We start from the raw sequence: 18,658 nt of genomic DNA, 5'->3' as shown, positions 1-18,658 counted from the left end.
GGGACCCGCATGCGCATCTCACCAACGCGCCTCATCGCCGGTCACTCTCCACCGCAAATTCGAGACGCCGCTGACAGCTATACCTCTGACCAGCTATCCGTCCCGCTGGACTTGTGGCTTGTCGAAGAGAGCGAGCTCGTCCTGGTCAGGGGACTGGAAGACCTTGGCCCATTGCTCGATCGCATCCTTCGAAATGAGAGCCACCTCGTGAGCCCTCTCCCTGTTGCGGGACTCCACTCGCCGCCACAGCTCGTCAAAGGGCACGTCCAAGTAGCGCAGTTCGACCGCCGCACCAAGCGCGCGAGCGGCGAGCCTCAGCTCATCGCGTTCGGCCCGAGCCCAGAAGCCGAATTCCAAAATCACATTCTGGCCGAGTCTCAGGAGGTCATATGCGTGCTGCCGGAGGAGACCCTCCAAGCGGTCGCGCGCTTCCTCCTCATAGAAATCGACACCCAATCCGGCCAGCCACTCGTCAGGGCACAAACGAATGGCAGGCAGCTCGATGGCCAGGTGCTTCGCCAGTGTGGTCTTTCCCGAACCCGGCAACCCGCACAACAAGATCAATCGACCTGGGTGGCTCCCCTTCACCCCACGAGTTCTCCCTCGCTCGTTCGCCCTCTGGTACTCCCACGGTTGTCACACGGGTCGTCCTGAGCGTCCGTCAGAATCTCCGACGCGCACCTCGGCCTCGACGACGGGTGGGGCGGGCAGGTCGTCGAGGAAGTCGGCGCTCGGGGCGAAGAACAGGGTGCCGGTCATGGGGATGGAGAAATCCAGGATCCGGTCATGGCTGGCCGGTGGATCGCCGAGGAACATCCGTTCCAGCATGCGTTCGGTGACCGCCGGAGTACGGGCATAGCCGATGAAGTACGTGCCGAACTCACCACGCCCCACCGACCCGAAGGGCATGTTGTCACGCAGGATCTGGTGCTCGGTGCCGTCGGGATCGGTGATGGTAGTCAGCGCGACGTGGGAGTCGGGCGGCTTGACGGTGTCGTCCAGTTCGACGTCGGACAGCTTCCTGCGGCCGATCACCATCTCCTGGGCTTCGACCGGCAGGGCGTTCCACGCCTGCAGATCGTGCACATACTTCTGCACGATCACGTAACTCCCGCCAACGAATGGCGGGTCCTCCGCGCCGATCAGGACGGCGGCGTCGGCCGCCGGGCCGACCGGGTTCTCCGTACCGTCGACGAAGCCCAGCAGGTCTCGTACGTCGAAATACTTGAATCCGGACACCTCATCGCGGACCGTCACCACGTCTCGCACCCGGTCCATGATCTCCGACCCCAGCGCGAAGCACAGGTCCGGCCGCTGGGCGCGGATGTGAAACAGCAGATCGCCCGGTGTGGCCACCGCGTGGTGGACCGGGCCGGTCAGTTCGCGGAACGGATGCAGCTCGGCAGGGCGCGGCCCGGCGAACAACCGGTCCCAGGCTTGTGACCCGATCCCGGTGACGCAGCTCAGCCTGCCCTCCTGCGACCGGAATCCAACGGCCCTCTCCAGGCCCGCCAGATCAGCGAGCAAGTCCCGCACGCGGGACTCACCTCCTGGATCGATCGTCACCACGAGGAAGAGCGCCGCCCTCGTCAGCGGGCTCAACACCGCCTGCGGGTTCACCTCCAGCCCTGGCTCCGCCATCGCCGTTCACCCCCTGGCAGCGCTACCACATGCGGCCCCATAGTCACCCCAAACACATCACCCTCCGCCATACCCACTCGCTCACCGCCTACGCAGGACGGGACCAGCCCGACATTCCCTCCCGTGCGACGGAAGGCAGCAGATGGTGTTACGTGTCCGGAATGTTTCGTTTTTAGGCAGACCATTGACGGCCTGGAACCCCGACCCATATCGTCCCGGTGAAACGAACGATGTACCAATCACCGGAACACACATGAAGGGTTGGGTACCAGAGCATGACGTCGAGCGAAATCCGGCCGCTACTGGAACCCTTCTCGTTGGGTGGCGTTCACCTGCGTAATCGTGTGTTCGTCCCCGGCCACACCACCAACTTCGGCCACGACAACCGCCCCACCGTCCGCCATGTGGACTACCACGCGGAACGTGCCAACGGCGGCGCAGGAATGATCATCACCGAGGCGATCCGGGTGCACCCCACCAGCGCAGGGCGCCACATCAGCCTCGGCAGCTTCGACGACGCCTCGATCCCGGCGTACGCGGCGGTGGCCGAGGCCGTGCGAACGGCCGGTGCGGCGATCTTCGCGCAGATCATGCACGCCGGGCGGCAGGCCAACGGCGACGCCACCCGCACCGCCGCCTGGGCCCCAGCCGGAGTGCCATGGGCCGCAGGCGCGCACATTCCGCACGCCATGGGCCGGGGCGACATCGCCACCGTGGTCGCCGCCTTCGGCGCGGCGGCCAGGCGAATGCGCGCGGCCGGATACGACGGCGTCGAGGTGCACCTGGGCCACGGCCACCTGCTCCAGCAGTTCCTCTCCCCGTTCACCAACACCCGCGACGACGCCTACGGGGGCGACGCCGACCGCAGGCTCCGCCTCACCCGGGAGGTGCTGGCCAAGGTGCTGGCCCAGGGACTGCCGGTCGGCATCCGGGTCAGCGCCGACGAGTTCCTGCCCGGCGGCCTCACCCCGCCCGACGTGGTGGAGATCGTCGCGACCCTGCGGGCCGAGTTCCCCCTGGCGTACGTGCACGTCAGCCACTCCGCCTACCACGGCAGCTACTCGCTGGCCACCCAGATGGCCGACATGAGCTTCGGCCACGCCCCGTTCCGGCACCACGCCGCGCTCTTCAAGCGCGAGTTCCCCGACCTGCCGGTGCTGGCCGTCTGCCGCCTCGACACCCTGGCCGAGGCCGCCGAGCTGGTGCGGTCCGGCGACGCCGACCTGGTCGGCCTGGCCCGCCCGCACATCGCCGACCCGCACCTGGTCCGCCGCGCGATGGCGGGCGAGCCCGCCCGCTCCTGCCTGGCCTGCAACCAGGGCTGCGTCGGCAGGTTGGAGGCGAGCCTGCCGATCTCCTGCGTGGTCAACCCGGAGGTGGGGGCCGAGCGGGCCTGGGCGGCCGTGTGGTCCGGCCCGCGTAAAACGAGCCGGCGGGTGCTGGTGGTCGGTGGCGGTCCGGCGGGGACGGAGGCGGCGCTGGCCGCGCACCGGGCGGGCCACGAGGTGACGCTCGCCGAGGCGGCCGACCGGCTGGGCGGCCAGATCGCGCTGGCCGCTCAGGTGGCGGGACGGGAACGGCTCGGGCTGCTCGCCGCCGAGCCCGCCGCCCAGTTGGCCGCGACCGGTGTATCAGTACGGCTCGGCCTGCGCGTGACGGCCGATGACCTGTTGCCAGGCGGGCGGCTGGCCGGGTACGACGACGTGATCGTTGCGACCGGGTCCCGGCCCTTGCGTCGCGAACTGCCCGGCGGGCCGCCGGTCTTCGATCTGTGGCAGGCAGTGCGGGCACTCGCCGACCTGCGCGGCACCGTGGTGGTACGCGACGACGAGGGGAGCTGGGCGGCGGCCTCGGTCGCCGAGCACCTGGCCCGGCTGGGCGCGAAGGTGCACCTGGTCGTCCCCACCGCGTCGCTGGCGGCCCGGGTCACCACCTACTCCAAGCTCGCCCTCACCCGCCGCCTTGGCGACCTCGGTGTCAAGGCCCACCTGCTCAGAAGCGTGACCGGCGCCGACGGCGACCGGGTCACGCTCCAGGACTCCCTGACCGGGGAGACCGAGGAGCTGACCGGCGTCTCCGCCGTCGTGGACGCCGGTCGCCCGGAGGCCGCCGACGAGATCTACCGCGCGCTGGACGGGCAGGACGGCGCGCCGAGAATACACGTCGTCGGCGATGCCAACGCCCCGCGTACCGCGCTCGAAGCCGTGTACGAGGGCCGGCTCGCCGGTGTCTTCCTTACCGACCCCGTCAGCGGCGCCACGGCGCTCGCGCAGGCGGGCTGACCATGAGGAGAGAAGTCACGTGATCGACATCGAGGACCGTCTGGAGCTCGACGAGCGTTCCGCCGTCGACTTCGTGCTGGCCATGCGGAAACGCTGGTCGGACACCGTCTATCCGACGATGGCGGAGCAGTACAGCCAGAGCGGGCCGCCCTCGGGAGACGTCGCGGAGGCTGGACGGCGGCTCCGGGAGCTGGACCTCTACCCGTGGTACAGCCACCTGGAGCGGGTGCAGCAGAAGATGCTGTGGAAGATCGCCGGGGACGCGGTGCTGCGCCGCCGGGCCGACCTGCTCGCCCAGTACGACCAGGGGTCCGCCGTGCTCGGCAGCCTGACTCTGGACCCGGACCTGGAACTTCCGTCCTGGTACACCGACTACGACATCCACATCCAGCCGGGCAGCTTCTACTCCGATGACATGTCCGCCTATGTCTACGAGTTCGGCGCCCGGATCGTCATGCTCCGCGACAACGACGGCTACAAGTTCCACCGCCTGTTCACCGAGACGGCACTGCCCGCGGACGGCGTCTCCCGGGTGGTGGACATCGGCTGCGGGTTCGGCAAGAGCACCCGCCCGCTGGCGCTCCGCTACCCGGACGCCGAGGTCATCGGCATCGACCTGGCCGCGCCGGGACTGCGCCTGGCGCACGCCGAGGCTGAGGCGGCGGGGGCGAAAATCTCCTACCGGCAGGGCGACGGCCGGGCCACCGGCCTGGAGGGCGGTTCCTGCGACGTGGTCACCGGCACGATGGTGCTCCACGAGATGCCCGCCGCGGCGGTCGGCGAGACCCTGCGGGAGGCGGCCCGCCTGCTCAAGCCGGGCGGCGCGCTCCGCTTCCTGGAGTTCCAGCCGACCGGCGACCCGTTCCGGGACGCCACCATCTTCGAGCACGCCGAGCGGAACAACGAGCCGTTCTTCCACGACCTGTTCGGCTCAGACCTGCTCCAGATGTGCCGGGACGCGGGGCTCGTCGACCCCCGCTGGACCCCGTTCGACGAGCGCCGGGACGGCGTCAGCCCCGACGGCTGGGGGGAGCGCCGCGAGTGGCACTTCCCGTGGGCCGTCCTGTCCGCGACCAAGCCGGAGTGACCACAAATGGCCGATGAGTTCGACTACTTCCACGATCGCGCGGTGGGCAAGCTGTTCGATCTGATCCTGCAGCTCGGCACCGACCTGCACGTGACCAACAACCGCCTGCACGCGCTGGAGGCACTGCTGGTCCGCAAGGGCGTGCTGGCCGCGGGCGAGCTGGACGCCCTGGTGCCCACCCCCGAGGAGCGCCAGATCCTGGACGCCCAGCGGGACGCCCTGATCGGCCGGCTGATGCGGATCATCACCGAGAGCGGCCCGGCCGAGCATCCGCTGCGCGACCAGTGGGAAGCGGCGCTCGCCGCGAAGGCCGGCTGATGGTGAGCCCGTCCCCCGCCGCCCTGGTCGACCGTTACCTCCAGCTCTGCGAGGACCGCGAACTGGCCGCCGCGTCCGCCTTCCTGGCGCCCGGCGCGCGGCTGAACTTCCCCGGCGGGCGCACCCACCCGTCGCTGGCCGCGATGGCCGCGGCGGCGAGCGGCGCCTACCAGTGGGTGCGCAAGCGGCGCGACCGCTACTTCGAGGCGGCGGGTGACGGCGCCGACCAGGTCGTCATCTCGCTCGGCACGCTCTACGGCGAGGATCTCGCGGGCGAGCCGTTCTCCGGCGTGCGCTACGCCGACGTGTTCGTGCTGCGCGACGGACTGATCGTCGAGCAGAACGTTTTCAATGATCTCCCCGAGGCCGGGATCGTCCCCGTCCCCACCCCCCAGATAGCCGGCTCGAACGAGGTGCCGAATCCATGAAAATCCCCCACCGCATCACTGCTCTCGCCCTCACTCTCACCACCGCACTCGCCCTGTCCTCCTGCGGCTCCGACCCCGAACCGGCCGCGCAGTCCACCGGGGAGGCCGTCACCCCGCTGGTGTTCGCCATCGCCTCCGCGGTGATCGGGCCCAAGGAGGAGGTGGCCACCTTCGGCGTCGCCAAGGACCAGGGCTTCCTGGCGGAGGAGAAGCTGGAGGTGACCACGATCAACACCGACGGCTCGGTCGCCGCGCTCCAGGCGGTCGCCTCCGGCAGCGCCGACATCACCGCCGCCGACGCCGGGTCGATCCTGGCCGCCAGGGAGAAGGGCCTGAAGATCAAGGCCATCGGCGGTCTTGTCCAGAACTGGCCCTGGAAGATCGCCGTCAAGCCGGGCTCCGGGATCGCCTCGGGCGCCGACTTCAAGGGCAAGCGGATCGGCGTGATCAGCCTCGCCTCCGGCTCCGCCCCCTTCGCCCGCGGCTTCGTACGGCAGGCGGGCCTGGACCCGGAGAAGGACGTCGAGCTGGTCCCGGTCGGCGTCGGCGCCCAGGCGGCGGCCGCCATCAACGGCGGCGAGGTGGACGCGCTGGCCCTCTACGACCAGGCCTACCAGGTGATCGCCAACTCCGGCACCACCTTCGACTACCTCCCCAACCCGGACATGTTCCAGGGCATCCGGTCGATCACCTTCGCCGTCCGCGAGGAGGCGCTGACCGAGCAGAAGGACGCGATCACCCGCTACCTGCGGGCCGCGTACAAGGGCATGCTCTTCTCCGCGGTCAATCCGGAAGCCGCGATGAGCGTGGGCTACAAGGTCTTCCCCGCGATCCTGGCCGGCAAGGACGCCAAGGCGCAGCTGCCGGGCGACACCACGGTGCTGAACGCCTGGATCAAGACCGCCACCCCGCTCACCGGCGCGCCGGAGACGTTCGCGAACTGGGGCGCGATCAGTGACGCCGAGTGGGCCAAGACCCAGGCGTACACGCTGGGCGCCGGCCAGATCACCAAGGAGGTGCCGCTGGCGGACGTGTGGGACGCGAGCCTGCTGACCGGCGCCAACGACTTCGATTCGGCCGCTGTGGTGACCAAGGCGAAGGCGTACACCGCCGGATAACGGCACGACACGAGCGAGAGGAGGGCCCGATGGCCATCAGAACGCACCGGGCGTCCGCGTCCGCCGCGACCGGCGCGGCCGAGGAGTCCTGGATCGAGGTCGGCGGGTTGCAGAAGTTCTACCGGCCACGCCGGTCGGAACCGACGCACGCGCTGTCCGACATCGGCTTCACGGTCCGGCGGGGCGAGTTCGTCTCGGTCGTCGGGCCCTCCGGCTGCGGCAAGACCACGCTGCTGAAGATCCTCGCCGGGTTGATCCCGAAGAGCGAGGGCGTCGTGCGGATCTCCGGGCGGGATGTGCGCAAGCCCATTCCCGAGGTCGGCATGGTGTTCCAGTCGGCGACGCTGCTGCCGTGGCGGACCATCCTGCAGAACGTCATGATCCCGGCCGAGGTGCAGGGGCTGAATATCGCGACCCACCGCAGGCGGGCCCGCGAGCTGCTCAGCATGGTCGGTCTGGACGGGTTCGAGGACAAGTACCCGCACGAGCTGAGCGGCGGCATGCAGCAGCGCGCCGGGATCTGCCGGGCGCTGGTGCACGACCCCGCGGTGCTGCTGATGGACGAACCGTTCGGCGCGCTGGACGCGATGACCCGCGAGCACATGAACGTGGAGCTGCTGCGGATCTGGCGGGAGAGCGGCCAGACCATCGTGTTCGTCACCCACTCCATCTCCGAGGCGGTGTTCCTGTCCGACCGGGTGGTGGTGCTCAGCCCCCGTCCCGGCCGGATTGCCGAGATCGTGCCGATCGACCTCGGCCGGCCGCGCGACATCTCGCTGGTGTCCTCCGACGCGGCGGGCGTGTACGTGAAGCGGATCCGCGAGCACTTCAACGGCGCCGGCGCCATCGACTGACGAGGGACGATCCATGACCATGACCGTGAAACCGCCCGCGACCCGCCGCAAGCCGCGGATCGACCTCAGGGAACGTCCGGAGATCGTGCTCGTCCCGGCTGTCTTCGTGGTCGTGGTGGCCGGCTGGGAGTTCCTGCTCGAACCGCTCGGGGTGGAGGCGTACGTGCTGCCCCGGCCGTCGCAGATCGCGGCCTCGCTCGGCGACCAGCTCAGCGACGAGCTGTTCTGGAGGCACCTGTGGGTGACTCTGCAGGAATCGCTGGCCGGTTACCTGATCGGGGTCGCGGCGGCGCTCGTGCTGGGCACCCTGATCTCGCAGATCCGGCTGGTGGAGCGGACGCTGATGCCGTACATCGTGGCGTTCCAGACCGTGCCGAAGGTGGCGCTCGCGCCGCTGTTCGTGGTGTGGTTCGGGTTCGGCATGACCAGCAAGATCGTGATGGCGGCGGTGATCTCGTTCTTCCCGATGCTGGTGAACGTGGTCGAGGGGCTGCGCGCGGCGGACGCCGACCGGATCCAGATGCTGACCGTGTTCGGCGCGAGCAAGGCCCAGGTGTTCCGGCTGGTCCGGCTGCCGACCGCGCTGCCGTTCATCTTCGCCGGGCTGGACATCGGCATCGTGTTCGCCATCCTCGGCGCGGTGGTCGGCGAGTTCATCGGGGCCAAAGAGGGGCTGGGGTACCTGCTCCTGCAGACGAACTACAACTTCGACATCTCCGGCATGTTCGCGGTGCTGGTGGTGCTGTCGGTGCTCGGCCTTGTCGCTCACTTCCTGATCCGGTTCCTGCAGCGGCGCATCGCCTTCTGGGCTGAGGACAGCCGGGTGATCGGAGCATGAGGTTCGACGGGCGAGTGGCTCTGGTCACCGGTGCGGCCCGGGGTATCGGCGCGGCCATCGCTGTGGTGCTCGCCGAGCGCGGGGCCACCCTGGCGCTGGCCGACCTGACCCAGGACTGGGAACTACCGGCGCTGCCCGGGGCCGGGCACACCCGGCACCACGTGGACGTGCGGTCAGCCGAGTCCTGCCGGGCGCTGGTGGCCGCCGTGCTCGACGCGCACGGGCGGCTCGACCATCTGGTGAACAACGCCGGCATCGTCCGGCGCGGCCCGGCGGCCACCATGTCCGAGCGTGACTTCACCGACGTGCTGGACGTCAACCTGACCGGCACGTTCAGGATGTCGCAGGCCGCCTACCCGGCGCTGCGCGGGTCCGGCCACGCCAGCGTGGTCAACCTCGGCTCCACCAACGGGCAGGTCGCGGTCCGCGATTCGCTCGGCTACTGCGTCAGCAAGGCGGGCGTCATGCACATGGCCCGGGTGCTCGCGCTGGAGTGGGCCGGGGACGGCATCCGGGTCAACGCGGTCGGGCCGACCATCGTGCCCACCGCGATGACCGCCGACGTGCGCGCCGACGCGGCGTACCTGCGGGACAAGATGGCGAGCATTCCGCTCGGCCGGATGGCCGGGCCCGTCGATGTGGCGAACGCGGTGGCCTTCCTGCTCAGCCCGGCCGCCGCGATGACCACCGGCCAGACGATCTTCGTTGACGGCGGCGTCACCATTCACTGAAAGGAACCCCCCCCCATGCCTCAGTACGACGTCTCGGCCGCGCTGGCCGCGGTCGACGAGCATTTCGACACCTTCGTCGCCGAGCTCCAGGAGCTGTGCCGGATCCGCAGCCGCCGCCAGGAGCCGGACCAGATGGCGGTCACCGCCGATTTCGTGGCCGGGTCGCTGCGCCGCTGGGGCGGGACCGCCGAGGTCGTGCCGTGGGAGCACTCCTACCCGTACGTGATCGGCGAGTTCGCTGGGGGCTCCCCCGCGTTGCTGCACTTCAACCACTATGACGTCGAGGTGGAGCCGACCGGGGACGACGACGCGTGGACCAGCCCGCCGTACGCGGCCGAGGTCAGGGACGACCGTCTGTACGCGCGCGGCGTCGCCGACGACAAGGGCGCCCTGATGTCCCGGGTGCACGCGGCGGCCGCGTTCCGGCTGGCCGGGCTGGGCGCGCCGGTCACCAGCCGGTTCCTGATCGAGGGCAAGCGGCAGCTGCACAGCCCCGGCCTGGCCTCCTTCGTCGCGGCGCACGCCGACCGGCTGGCCTCTGATGCGGCGCTCTGGGAGAACTCCTGGGTGGACGCGGCCGACCGGCCGCTGCTGAAGCTGTCCGAGAAGGGCATCCTCTACCTGCGGCTCACCGCGACCACCCTGAGCCGCGAGCTGACCAGCCAGAACACCGCCCTGCTCCCGGCCGCGACGGCCCGGCTCGCGGCGGCCCTGGCCACCCTGCAACGACCGGACGGCACGGTGCTGGTGCCTGGCTTCGCCGACGGCGCCCGGGTGCCCACCGGCACCGAGCTGGACCTGCTGCGGGCGCTCCACTTCGACGGGGAGTTCCTGCGCGACCGGGCCGGAGTGGACCGTTTCCTCGGGGACCTCACCGACGAGCAGGCCGCCGTCGAGATCAGGACCCGCCCGACGCTGACCGTCACCGGCTTCACCGGCGGCGACAACCGGGACGACGTCACCCTGGGCATCCCGTCCACCGCCTCCGCCAAGCTGGAGATCCGCCTGATCGCCGGGCAGGACCCGGCCAGGGTGCGGGAGGCCATCGTCAAGCACCTGGCCGACCAGGGCTTCGGCGACCTGGCCGTGGAGACCATGGCGACCAGCCGCCCGAACCTCACCGACCACCGCGACCCATTCGTCACCCTGGTCGCCGACGCGGCCCGCCGGGCGTACGGGGCCGAGCCGGTGGTGGAGCCCTACACCCAGTGGGTGGGCAACCAGGGCGTGCTGGCCGGGCTGCCGATCGTCGGGGTGGGGGTGTCCAGGTTCGACTCCGGCGTGGACGGTCCCAACGAGAACATCCGGCTGGACGACTACCGGAACGGGATCAAGCACGTGATCGAGGTCATGGGCGCGATGGCGGTGACGGCATGACGCATCTGCGAGGCGACTCACCGCGCGGGTACCTGTCCCTGCCCTGGGGGCAGGTGCACTATCGGGCGGCCGGCGACCCCGCCGCGCCGCCGCTGGTGCTGCTCCACCAGTCCCCGCTCTCCTCGGCCACCTACGAGCCCGCGCTGGCCGAACTGGCCGGGCAGGGCGTGCACGCCATCGCCGTCGACACCCCCGGCTTCGGCCTGTCGGACGCCGCCCCCGCGCAGTGGAGCATCCCCGAGTACGCGCGAGCGATCTGGCAGATCATCGACGCCCTCGGCCTCGGCCGGGTCCACCTGCTCGGCCAGCACACCGGCGCGATCATCGCCGCCGAGGCCGCCCTGCAGCAGCGGGACCGGGTGACCGGCCTGATCTTCCAGGGCATCCCCCTGTACAGCCCCGCCGAACGCGCGGAGAAGAAGGCCGGGTACGCCCCCGGCTACACGGTCACCGCGGACGGCGCCCACCTGACCGTCATCTGGGACCGCATCCGCTGGCTCTACCCGACCATCTCCGGCGAGTCGGCCAGCCGCCAGGTCGCCGAATACCTGAGCGTCGGCCCCGACTACGCGGTCGCCTACCGCGCCGTGTTCGACCACGAGCTGGACGTGCCCGCGCTGGCGGGGATTCCCACCCTGCTCCTGCACGGCGACCAGGACGTGCTCAACCGGATGAACGACGTGGTCACCGCCGCCTTCCCGGACGCGCCGCTGGTCACCATCCCCGGCGGCACCGACTTCGTGGCCGAGGAGCAGCCGCAGGCCTTCGCCAAGGAGGCCGCCGCGCACGTGCTCGCTCACGCCCCACGCGGCCAGGCATCCTTCACCCCCGTCTACACCGCGCGGGTGGCGGTCACCGGCGGGCGCGGCGGCACAGCCACGTCGCTCACCGGCGACTTCACCGCGACCCTGGTCCGGCCGAGCGACCGAACGGCCGCCGGCACCGACCCGGAAGAGCTGTTCGCCGCCGGATACGCGGCCTGCTTCGACAGCGCGCTGGCGGTCGTCGCCCGGCGCGAGCGGGTGGCCACCGGACCGGTCGAGGTGACCGCCGCCGTCACGCTCGGCACCGCCCCCGGCGGGACCTACCGGATCGCGGCCGCGCTCCGGATCCAGGCCCCCGACTGCCCGCAGCATGACCTGGAACGGCTGGTACGGCAGGCCGACCTGGTCTGCCCGTACTCCAACGCGATCCGCGGCAACACCAAGGTCACGATCGAAGTGATCGGTGGCGGCTGAGCCGCGCCTGCCACTGGACTTCCCCCATGACCATTTCCACAGAAAAGGCTCCGATGGACCCCAACGACCTGGCAGAAGAGCAGGGCCCTTCCCGATCGGGCATCGCCCGCGCCCTGTCGGTCATGGACGCCGTGGCCCGGTCACCCCGGCCGCCCGGCGTCTCCATGCTCGCCAGGGAGACCGGCCTGTCCAAGGCAGTGGCCCACAGGATCCTGCGCGAGCTGGTGGTCGGCGGGTTCCTCCGGTTCGACGAGGACACGAAGGTCTACCAGCTGGGGCCGCTGGCGCTGAAGATCGGCCTGGCGGCGATGCGCGAGTTCGACGTGGCGGCGGTCGCGCACCGGCATCTGGTGGCGCTGACCGAACGCACCGGCGAGACCTCCACGCTGTCCCTGCGGCAGGGCTGGTCCCGGGTGTACGTGGACCAGGTGCTGTCCACCCACGAGATCCGCATGTCGGTGGCGCTCGGCACCAGCCACCCGCTGCACGCCGGATCGTCCTCCAAGGCCATCCTGGCGGCGCTGCCGGACGGCGAGGTGGACGACTACATCGCCCACCACCGGCTGGACAGCGTCACCGACGCGACCATCACCTCGGCCGACACGCTCCGCGAGGAGATCGACCGGATCCGCCGCATCGGCTACGCCGCCAGCTCCGGCGAGCGCCAGTCGGGCGCGGCCAGCGTCGCCGCCGCGGTGTACGGGGCGACCGGCCAGGTGGTCGGCTCGGTCTCGCTCTGCGGCCACCAGGACATGTTCACCCGCAGCCGCAGGGACGCGCTGGCCGCGCAGATCGTGGCGGTGGCCGCCGACATATCCAGCGACCTCGGGTACCGCCCGGCCGCGGGCGCGCCAGGCGACGTCGCCTGAACGATTTTTCACGATATTTCACGACTTGGGGGTAGCAATGCCGGACGGACCGCTGCACGGGCTGCGGGTCCTGGACGTCTCGACCATCCTGGCCGGGCCGCTCTGCGCCCAGCTGCTGGGCGACTTCGGCGCCGAGGTGCTGAAGATCGAGCACCCGGTGGCCGGGGACGGCATGCGCGGGCACGGCGCGTCCAAGGACGGCCATCCGCTGTGGTGGAAGGAGATCTCCCGGAACAAGCGGACGCTCGGCCTGAAGCTCAGCGACCCGAAGGGCGCCGCCCTGCTCCTGCGCCTGGTCGAGCGCTCGGACGTGCTGGTGGAGAACTTCCGTCCCGGCACCCTGGAACGCTGGGGGCTCGGCCCCGACCTGCTGCACGAGGTCAACCCCGGGCTGGTCATAGTAAGGATCACCGGCTTCGGCCAGCAAGGTCCCTACGCGGGCCGGGCCGGATTCGGCACCCTGGCCGAGGCGATGAGCGGTTTCGCCCACCTCACCGGCGACCCGGACGGCCCGCCCACCCTCCCGGCCTTCGGCCTGGCCGACAGCGTGTGCGGCATCGCCGCGGCCGCCGCCGCCACGATGGCCCTCCTCCACCGGGAACGCACCCCAGGACACCCCGGCCAGGTCATCGACATGAGCCTGCTGGAGCCGCTGATGACCGCGGTCGGCCCCTCCCCCACCGTCTACGACCAGCTCGGCGTGGTCGAGACCCGGCACGGCAACCGCTCCACCAACAACGCGCCGCGCAACACCTACCGGACCGGCGACGGCCACTGGGTGGCCGTCTCCACCAGCGCCCAGCAGATCGCCGAGCGGCTGATGCGCCTGGTCGGCGACCCCGAGCTGATCGACGAACCGTGGTTCGCCACCGGCCGCGGCCGGGCCGAGCACGTGGAGCTGCTGGACAAGGTGGTCGGCGACTGGATCGCGGCCCGGCCCCGCGACCAGGTGCTGGCCGCGTTCGCGGAGGCGGGCGCCGCCGTCGCTCCCGTCTACGACTCCCGCGACCTGGCCGAAGATCCGCATGTGCGGGAGACCGGCATGCTCACCCGGGTCGAGGACGCCGACCTCGGCCCGCTGCTCATGCACAACGTGATGTGGCGGATGTCGGCCACCCCGGGCCGGATCAGGTTCACCGGCCGGGACCTCGGCGCCGACACCGACCACGTGCTGTCCGGGGAGCTGGGCCTGGACACGGCGGAGCTGGCCGCCCTGCGGGAGGAGCAGATCGTGGCATAGGCGTATTCCCGCGAAAGAAGGCCGCCCAGCAGAAGAAACGAGAAGACATGACCATCACCGGAATCGACCCGCTGCTCGCGGCGGTACGCGGCGGGCTGACCGTCTACGACCTGGCCCGCCCCCTGTTTGTCGGCATGCCGCAGTCGCCCAACCATCCCGCCTACTGGCGCACCCTGCCCCGGCGGCACGGCGACCGGGTCCGCGGGGACGGCGGCTCGGCCGCCAACGACATGCTGGTCATGGGCACCCACGTCGGCACCCACATCGACGCCCTGGCCCACGTCTCGCATGACGGCCTGCTGCACGGCGGCGCCGACGCCCAGCTGGCCTGCCGCGAGGGCGGCTACCCCGACCACGGGGTGCACACCATCGAGCCGATGTTCCGCCGCGGCGTCCTGCTGGACATCCCGCGCCTCGGGCGGCCCTGCCCTGGCGGCTACGAGATCACCCCCGCCGACCTGGAACTTGCGGAAAGCACCCAGAGCACCCCGGTCGGGCCGGGTGACGTGGTGCTGATCCGCAGCGGCTGGGGACGCCACTTCGACGACCCGGATCGCACCCGCTACCTGGGGCACGACACCGGCGTGCCCGGCATCGGCGAGGCGGGGGCGTACTGGCTGGCCGAACGGGGCGTGCACGCCGCGGGCGCGGACACCATCGCGTTCGAGCGGCTGGGCCCCGGCCGGGGGCACAGCTCGCTGCCCGCGCACCGGGTGCTGCTGGTCGAGGCCGGCATCTACCTGATCGAGACGATGGCGCTGGAGGAACTCGCCGCCGTCGGCGTGCACGAGTTCACCTTCGTGCTGGCCCCACTGCCCCTGCACGGCGCGACGGGTTCTCCCGTGCGCCCGCTCGCCGTCGTCGGGGGGGCGTGATGGCCGAGCCGACCCTCGGCCGGACCCTCGCCGGGTTCGCCGCCGACACCTCCTTCGGCTCGCTCCCCACCGATGTCGTGGTCAGCGTGCAGCAGCGGGTCCTGGACGTGCTCGGCCTGTGCGTGGCCGCGCACCGGCTGCCCACCAGCGCGGCCATCGTGTCGTACGTCCGCGATCAGGGCGGGGCGGCGCAGGCGCACGTCGTCGGCGGTGGTCCCGGCGGGTCGCCCGCGCCGCTGGCGGCGCTGGCCAACGGCGTGCTGGCCCACTCGCTCGACTACGACGACACCCACCTGCCGTCGGTGCTCCACCCGAGCGCGTCCGTGGTGCCGACCGCGCTGGCCGCCGCCGAACTGTCCGGCGCGAGCGGCGAGGAGGTGGTCCGGGCCATCGCGGTCGGCCTGGAGGTCTGCGCCAGGCTCGGCATGGCCGGGTACGACCCGCAGGCCGGCAACTCCACGTTCTTCGAGCGCGGGCAGCACGCCACCTCCATCTGCGGCACGCTCGGCGGCTCGGTCGCCGCCGGGCTGCTGCTCGGCCTGGACGCCGAAGGGCTGCTCGACTGCCTGGGCGTGGCCGCCTCCATGGCGTCCGGCCTGATCGAGTCCAACCGGACCGGCGGCACCGTCAAGCGGCTGCACTGCGGGTGGGCCGCGCATGCCGCGGTCACCGCCGCCGACCTGGTCCGGCGCGGCTTCACCGGCCCGCCGACCGTGCTGGAGGGCCGGTTCGGCTTCTTCCAGGCGTTCCTCGGCGGACAGTACGACGCCGCGCAGATCACTGGCGGCCTCGGGGTCGAGTGGGCGGTTCCCGGGATCTTCTTCAAGCCGTATCCGGCCAACCACTTCACCCACACCGCCGTGGACGCGGCCCGCGCGTTGCGGGAGCAGGGCCTGGACCCGGATCGGGTGGCCCGGCTGGTGCTCGGGGTGCCCGCGCCCGTGGTCCGCACCATCGGGCAGCCGATCGAGGTCAAGCGCACGCCGGAGACCGGCTACCAGGCCCAGTTCAGCGGGCCGTACGCGGTGGTCACCGGGCTGCTCGGCGGTGGTGGGCTGGGCGCGAGCCTGGACGACTACACCGACGAGCTGGCCCGCGACCCCCGCCGCCGGGCGCTGATGGCCAAGGTCGAGGTGGTGGCCGACGAAAGGGCTACCGCGATCTTCCCGGCCCAGTTCCCCGCCATCCTGACCGCCGTCGACCTGGATGGCAGGGAGTGGCGGCAGGAGGTGCTGACCAACCGGGGTGGCCCGGACCGGCCGTTGTCGGAGGCGGAGCTGACCGGCAAGTTCCTGGACAACACCAAGGGGTGGCTGCCGGACGGCCGGGCCGCCGAGGTGGCAGAACGGGTGCGCGGGCTGACCGGCTTGGCGCACGTGAGCGAGCTGCTCCGCCCGCTGGCGGAACTGGAGGAACGGCGATGACTGAATTCGACTTGGTGATCAAGAATGTCCTGGTCGTCGATCCCGATCGGGACGAGCCGGTGGCGGGCGACATCGCCGTACGGGACGGGAAGATCGCCGCAGTGGGGCCCGGCCTCGACGTGACCGGCGTTCCCCAGGTGGTGGACGGCGGTGGGAAGCTCGCCTTTCCCGGCGTGGTCGACGCCCACCAGCACTGGGGCATCTACAACCCGCTGGCCGAGGACACCGCCAGTGAGAGCCGGGCCTGCGCGCAGGGCGGGGTCACCTCCGCCCTCACCTACATGCGGACCGGCCAGTACTACCTGAACAAGGGCGGCGACTACGCCGATTTCTTCCCCGAGGTGCTGGACCTGGCGCGGGGCGGCGCGCACGTGGACTACGCCTTCCACCTCGCGCCGATGTCCCGCCGACACATCGAGGAGATCCCCGACCTGGTGGAGCGGTTCGGCGTCACCTCGTTCAAGGTCTTCATGTTCTACGGCGGCCACGGGCTGCACGGGCGCTCGGCCGACCAGAGCGCGTTCCTGATGACCCCGCCGGGCGAGCGGTACGACTACGCGCACTTCGAGTTCGTGATGCGCGGCGTCCGCGCGGCCAGGGAACGGTTCCCACACCTGGCCGAGGAGATCTCGCTCTCCCTGCACTGCGAGACCGCCGAGATCATGACCGCCTACACCCGGATGGTCGAGGAGGCCGGCGAGCTGACCGGCCTGGCCGCCTACAGCGCCTCCCGGCCCCCGCACTCCGAGGGCCTGGCCGTCAGCATCGCCTCCTACCTGGCGCACGAGACCGGCCTGCCCACCATCAACCTGCTCCACCTGTCCTCCCGCAAGGCGGTCGACGCGGCGGTGCGGATGGCCACCGCCTTCCCGCACATCGACTTCCGCCGCGAGGTCACCGTGGGCCACCTGCTCGCCGACATCACCACCGCGCACGGCCTGGGCGGCAAGGTCAACCCGCCGCTGCGGCCCCGCGAGGACGTGGAGGCGCTCTGGGAGTACGTGGCCGACGGCACCGTTGACTGGGTGGTCAGCGACCACGCCTGCTGCCGCGACGAGCTGAAGTTCGGCGACCCGCGCGACGACGTCTTCCTGGCCAAGTCCGGCTTCGGCGGCGCCGAGTACCTGCTCCCCGGCATGATCACCGAAGGTCGCCGCCGCGGCCTCTCCTACGGCCGCATCGCCGCCCTCACCTCCCGCAACCCCGCCGTCCGGTACGGCCTGCGCGGCAAGGGCTCCCTCGCGCCCGGCAAGGACGCCGACATCGCGCTGGTCGACCCCGCCCGCACCTGGACCGTCCGCGCCGAGGATTCCGAGTCCACCCAGGAGTACACGCCCTTCGAAGGCTTCGAGCTCACCGCCGAGGTCACCGACACCTTCCTGCGCGGCACCCGCATCCTGGAGGCGGGCAAGGTCGTCGGCAGCCCGTCCGGCCGCTACCTGGCACGCCCTTATGATCACGCCTGACCGGACCGCATCTGCCCGGACCGCGCCAGGCCTGGTCAGGTCTGCCCTCTATGTCCCCGGGGACCAGCCGGACAAGCTGGCCCGTGCCGCCACTCGCGGCGCCGACTCCCTGATCGTGGACCTGGAGGACGCGGTCCCCGCCGCCGCCAAACCGCAGGCCCGCGCGACGGTCGCCCGCTGGCTCGCCTCCGACGGACCGGCCGTGGCCGGCCAGACGCAGGTCTGGATCAGGATCAACCCCGGCGAGGCGGGCCTGGCCGACCTCGCCGCAGTCGCCCATCCCGCCGTGACCGGGATCTGCGTCGCCAAGACCGAGAGCGTCAAGTGGCTGGCCGAGCTGGATCGCCGGCTGGCCGACCACCCGCACCTCGTGCTCTGCCCGATCCTGGAGAGCGCCGCGGCCGTCCTGCGCGCGCCCCTGCTGGCCGAGGCCCCCCGGGTCGCCCGCCTCCAGCTGGGCGAGGCCGACCTCCGCGCCGACCTGGGCGTCGACCCCGGCGACGACGAACGCGAGCTTCTCTGGGCGCGCTCGCACGTCGTCCTCGCCTCGGCCGCCGCAGGTCTCGCCCCACCGCTGGGCCCGGTGAGCACCGCCATCTCAGACCAGGACGCGCTCCGTCGCTCCACGCACGCCCTGCGCCGTCTGGGCTTCCACGGTCGCGCCTGCATCCATCCTGCGCAGATCCCCATCGTGCACGAGGTTTTCACGCCGACTCCCGGCGAGCTCGCGCGCGCCCAGGCGCTGATCACCCGGTTCGAGAGCACCTCTGACGGCGTCCTGGTGGACGACGATGGCCGCATGGTCGACGAGGCCGTCATCCGTCAGGCTCGCCGTACCCTGTCGATGAGCTGACCCACCCACACCTGCGTGT

At 71.3% G+C, this 18,658-nt stretch carries 18 protein-coding genes; 16 read left to right on the top strand and 2 right to left on the bottom strand.

What is annotated here, in order from left to right; all coding sequences use genetic code 11:
- Positions 1-93: 93 nt before the first annotated feature.
- The gene (locus tag Aple_RS20970; protein WP_155346342.1) at positions 94-588 is read right to left on the bottom strand and encodes a P-loop nucleotide/nucleoside kinase family protein; all 495 of its coding nucleotides are present in this window, start codon (positions 586-588) and stop codon (positions 94-96) included.
- A gap of 48 nt (positions 589-636) precedes the next feature.
- The gene (locus Aple_RS20965; protein ID WP_155346341.1) at positions 637-1,641 is read right to left on the bottom strand and encodes a Dyp-type peroxidase; all 1,005 of its coding nucleotides are present in this window, start codon (positions 1,639-1,641) and stop codon (positions 637-639) included.
- A 275-nt stretch (positions 1,642-1,916) separates the two neighbouring features.
- Between Aple_RS20965 and Aple_RS20960 the strand changes: the two genes are divergently transcribed.
- The 16 genes from Aple_RS20960 to Aple_RS20885 are packed head-to-tail and all read left to right on the top strand — an operon-like array spanning position 1,917 to position 18,639.
- Positions 1,917-3,923, top strand: coding sequence for an oxidoreductase (locus Aple_RS20960; RefSeq protein WP_155346340.1), 2,007 nt, complete (start codon positions 1,917-1,919; stop codon positions 3,921-3,923).
- A gap of 19 nt (positions 3,924-3,942) precedes the next feature.
- On the top strand, positions 3,943-5,010 hold the full coding sequence (locus Aple_RS20955) for a class I SAM-dependent methyltransferase (protein ID WP_155346339.1): 1,068 nt from the start codon (positions 3,943-3,945) through the stop codon (positions 5,008-5,010).
- A 6-nt stretch (positions 5,011-5,016) separates the two neighbouring features.
- A complete protein-coding gene (locus Aple_RS20950; protein ID WP_155346338.1) occupies positions 5,017-5,328 on the top strand; it encodes a hypothetical protein in 312 nt (103 codons plus the stop codon).
- Positions 5,328-5,756, top strand: coding sequence for a nuclear transport factor 2 family protein (locus tag Aple_RS20945; protein ID WP_155346337.1), 429 nt, complete (start codon positions 5,328-5,330; stop codon positions 5,754-5,756). The genes Aple_RS20950 and Aple_RS20945 overlap by 1 nt, the downstream gene beginning before the upstream one ends.
- Positions 5,753-6,874, top strand: a complete 1,122-nt coding sequence (locus Aple_RS20940) for an ABC transporter substrate-binding protein (RefSeq protein WP_155346336.1) — start codon at positions 5,753-5,755, stop codon at positions 6,872-6,874. Before Aple_RS20945 ends, Aple_RS20940 begins: the two co-directional genes overlap by 4 nt.
- A gap of 29 nt (positions 6,875-6,903) precedes the next feature.
- Entirely contained in the window at positions 6,904-7,728 is an 825-nt protein-coding gene (locus tag Aple_RS20935; protein WP_155346335.1) for an ABC transporter ATP-binding protein, read from the top strand.
- Positions 7,729-7,741: 13 nt separating this feature from the next.
- Positions 7,742-8,566, top strand: coding sequence for an ABC transporter permease (locus tag Aple_RS20930; protein WP_155346334.1), 825 nt, complete (start codon positions 7,742-7,744; stop codon positions 8,564-8,566).
- Positions 8,563-9,297 carry an SDR family NAD(P)-dependent oxidoreductase gene (locus Aple_RS20925; RefSeq protein WP_155346333.1) on the top strand — a complete coding sequence of 245 codons (735 nt, stop codon included), beginning with the start codon at positions 8,563-8,565 and terminating at the stop codon, positions 9,295-9,297. The genes Aple_RS20930 and Aple_RS20925 overlap by 4 nt, the downstream gene beginning before the upstream one ends.
- Positions 9,298-9,312: 15 nt before the next feature.
- Positions 9,313-10,674 carry a M20/M25/M40 family metallo-hydrolase gene (locus tag Aple_RS20920; protein WP_155346332.1) on the top strand — a complete coding sequence of 454 codons (1,362 nt, stop codon included), beginning with the start codon at positions 9,313-9,315 and terminating at the stop codon, positions 10,672-10,674.
- Positions 10,671-11,912 carry an Ohr family peroxiredoxin gene (locus Aple_RS20915; protein WP_218038434.1) on the top strand — a complete coding sequence of 414 codons (1,242 nt, stop codon included), beginning with the start codon at positions 10,671-10,673 and terminating at the stop codon, positions 11,910-11,912. Before Aple_RS20920 ends, Aple_RS20915 begins: the two co-directional genes overlap by 4 nt.
- Before the next feature lie 26 nt (positions 11,913-11,938).
- Entirely contained in the window at positions 11,939-12,781 is an 843-nt protein-coding gene (locus tag Aple_RS20910) for an IclR family transcriptional regulator (protein ID WP_218038433.1), read from the top strand.
- 37 nt (positions 12,782-12,818) lie between these two features.
- Complete coding sequence (locus tag Aple_RS20905; protein WP_155346331.1) at positions 12,819-14,021, top strand: CaiB/BaiF CoA transferase family protein; 1,203 nt, start codon at positions 12,819-12,821, stop codon at positions 14,019-14,021.
- 47 nt (positions 14,022-14,068) lie between these two features.
- Positions 14,069-14,896 (top strand): cyclase family protein, encoded by an 828-nt coding sequence (locus Aple_RS20900; RefSeq protein ID WP_155346330.1) that lies wholly within the window; start codon positions 14,069-14,071, stop codon positions 14,894-14,896.
- Positions 14,896-16,320 carry an MmgE/PrpD family protein gene (locus Aple_RS20895; RefSeq protein WP_155346329.1) on the top strand — a complete coding sequence of 475 codons (1,425 nt, stop codon included), beginning with the start codon at positions 14,896-14,898 and terminating at the stop codon, positions 16,318-16,320. The genes Aple_RS20900 and Aple_RS20895 overlap by 1 nt, the downstream gene beginning before the upstream one ends.
- On the top strand, positions 16,317-17,786 hold the full coding sequence (locus Aple_RS20890; protein WP_155346328.1) for a dihydroorotase: 1,470 nt from the start codon (positions 16,317-16,319) through the stop codon (positions 17,784-17,786). The genes Aple_RS20895 and Aple_RS20890 overlap by 4 nt, the downstream gene beginning before the upstream one ends.
- Positions 17,773-18,639, top strand: a complete 867-nt coding sequence (locus Aple_RS20885) for an HpcH/HpaI aldolase/citrate lyase family protein (RefSeq protein WP_155346327.1) — start codon at positions 17,773-17,775, stop codon at positions 18,637-18,639. The genes Aple_RS20890 and Aple_RS20885 overlap by 14 nt, the downstream gene beginning before the upstream one ends.
- The last annotated feature ends 19 nt before the right edge of the window (positions 18,640-18,658 follow it).

It is taken from the genome of Acrocarpospora pleiomorpha (genome assembly GCF_009687885.1).
GTDB lineage: Bacteria > Actinomycetota > Actinomycetes > Streptosporangiales > Streptosporangiaceae > Acrocarpospora > Acrocarpospora pleiomorpha.
Note: the sequence above shows the minus strand (reverse complement) of the source record. Positions and strands in the feature narration are given on the sequence as shown.

Coding starts and splice junctions, on each gene's coding strand:
- Aple_RS20940 (WP_155346336.1), top strand. CDS start 5,753: ATGAAAATCCCCCACCGCATCACTGCTCTCGCCCTCACTCTCACCACC.
- Aple_RS20925 (WP_155346333.1), top strand. CDS start 8,563: ATGAGGTTCGACGGGCGAGTGGCTCTGGTCACCGGTGCGGCCCGGGGT.
- Aple_RS20945 (WP_155346337.1), top strand. CDS start 5,328: ATGGTGAGCCCGTCCCCCGCCGCCCTGGTCGACCGTTACCTCCAGCTC.
- Aple_RS20960 (WP_155346340.1), top strand. CDS start 1,917: ATGACGTCGAGCGAAATCCGGCCGCTACTGGAACCCTTCTCGTTGGGT.
- Aple_RS20915 (WP_218038434.1), top strand. CDS start 10,671: ATGACGCATCTGCGAGGCGACTCACCGCGCGGGTACCTGTCCCTGCCC.
- Aple_RS20920 (WP_155346332.1), top strand. CDS start 9,313: ATGCCTCAGTACGACGTCTCGGCCGCGCTGGCCGCGGTCGACGAGCAT.
- Aple_RS20900 (WP_155346330.1), top strand. CDS start 14,069: ATGACCATCACCGGAATCGACCCGCTGCTCGCGGCGGTACGCGGCGGG.
- Aple_RS20950 (WP_155346338.1), top strand. CDS start 5,017: ATGGCCGATGAGTTCGACTACTTCCACGATCGCGCGGTGGGCAAGCTG.
- Aple_RS20930 (WP_155346334.1), top strand. CDS start 7,742: ATGACCATGACCGTGAAACCGCCCGCGACCCGCCGCAAGCCGCGGATC.
- Aple_RS20905 (WP_155346331.1), top strand. CDS start 12,819: ATGCCGGACGGACCGCTGCACGGGCTGCGGGTCCTGGACGTCTCGACC.
- Aple_RS20885 (WP_155346327.1), top strand. CDS start 17,773: ATGATCACGCCTGACCGGACCGCATCTGCCCGGACCGCGCCAGGCCTG.
- Aple_RS20965 (WP_155346341.1), bottom strand. CDS start 1,641: ATGGCGGAGCCAGGGCTGGAGGTGAACCCGCAGGCGGTGTTGAGCCCG.
- Aple_RS20910 (WP_218038433.1), top strand. CDS start 11,939: ATGACCATTTCCACAGAAAAGGCTCCGATGGACCCCAACGACCTGGCA.
- Aple_RS20895 (WP_155346329.1), top strand. CDS start 14,896: ATGGCCGAGCCGACCCTCGGCCGGACCCTCGCCGGGTTCGCCGCCGAC.
- Aple_RS20890 (WP_155346328.1), top strand. CDS start 16,317: ATGACTGAATTCGACTTGGTGATCAAGAATGTCCTGGTCGTCGATCCC.
- Aple_RS20935 (WP_155346335.1), top strand. CDS start 6,904: ATGGCCATCAGAACGCACCGGGCGTCCGCGTCCGCCGCGACCGGCGCG.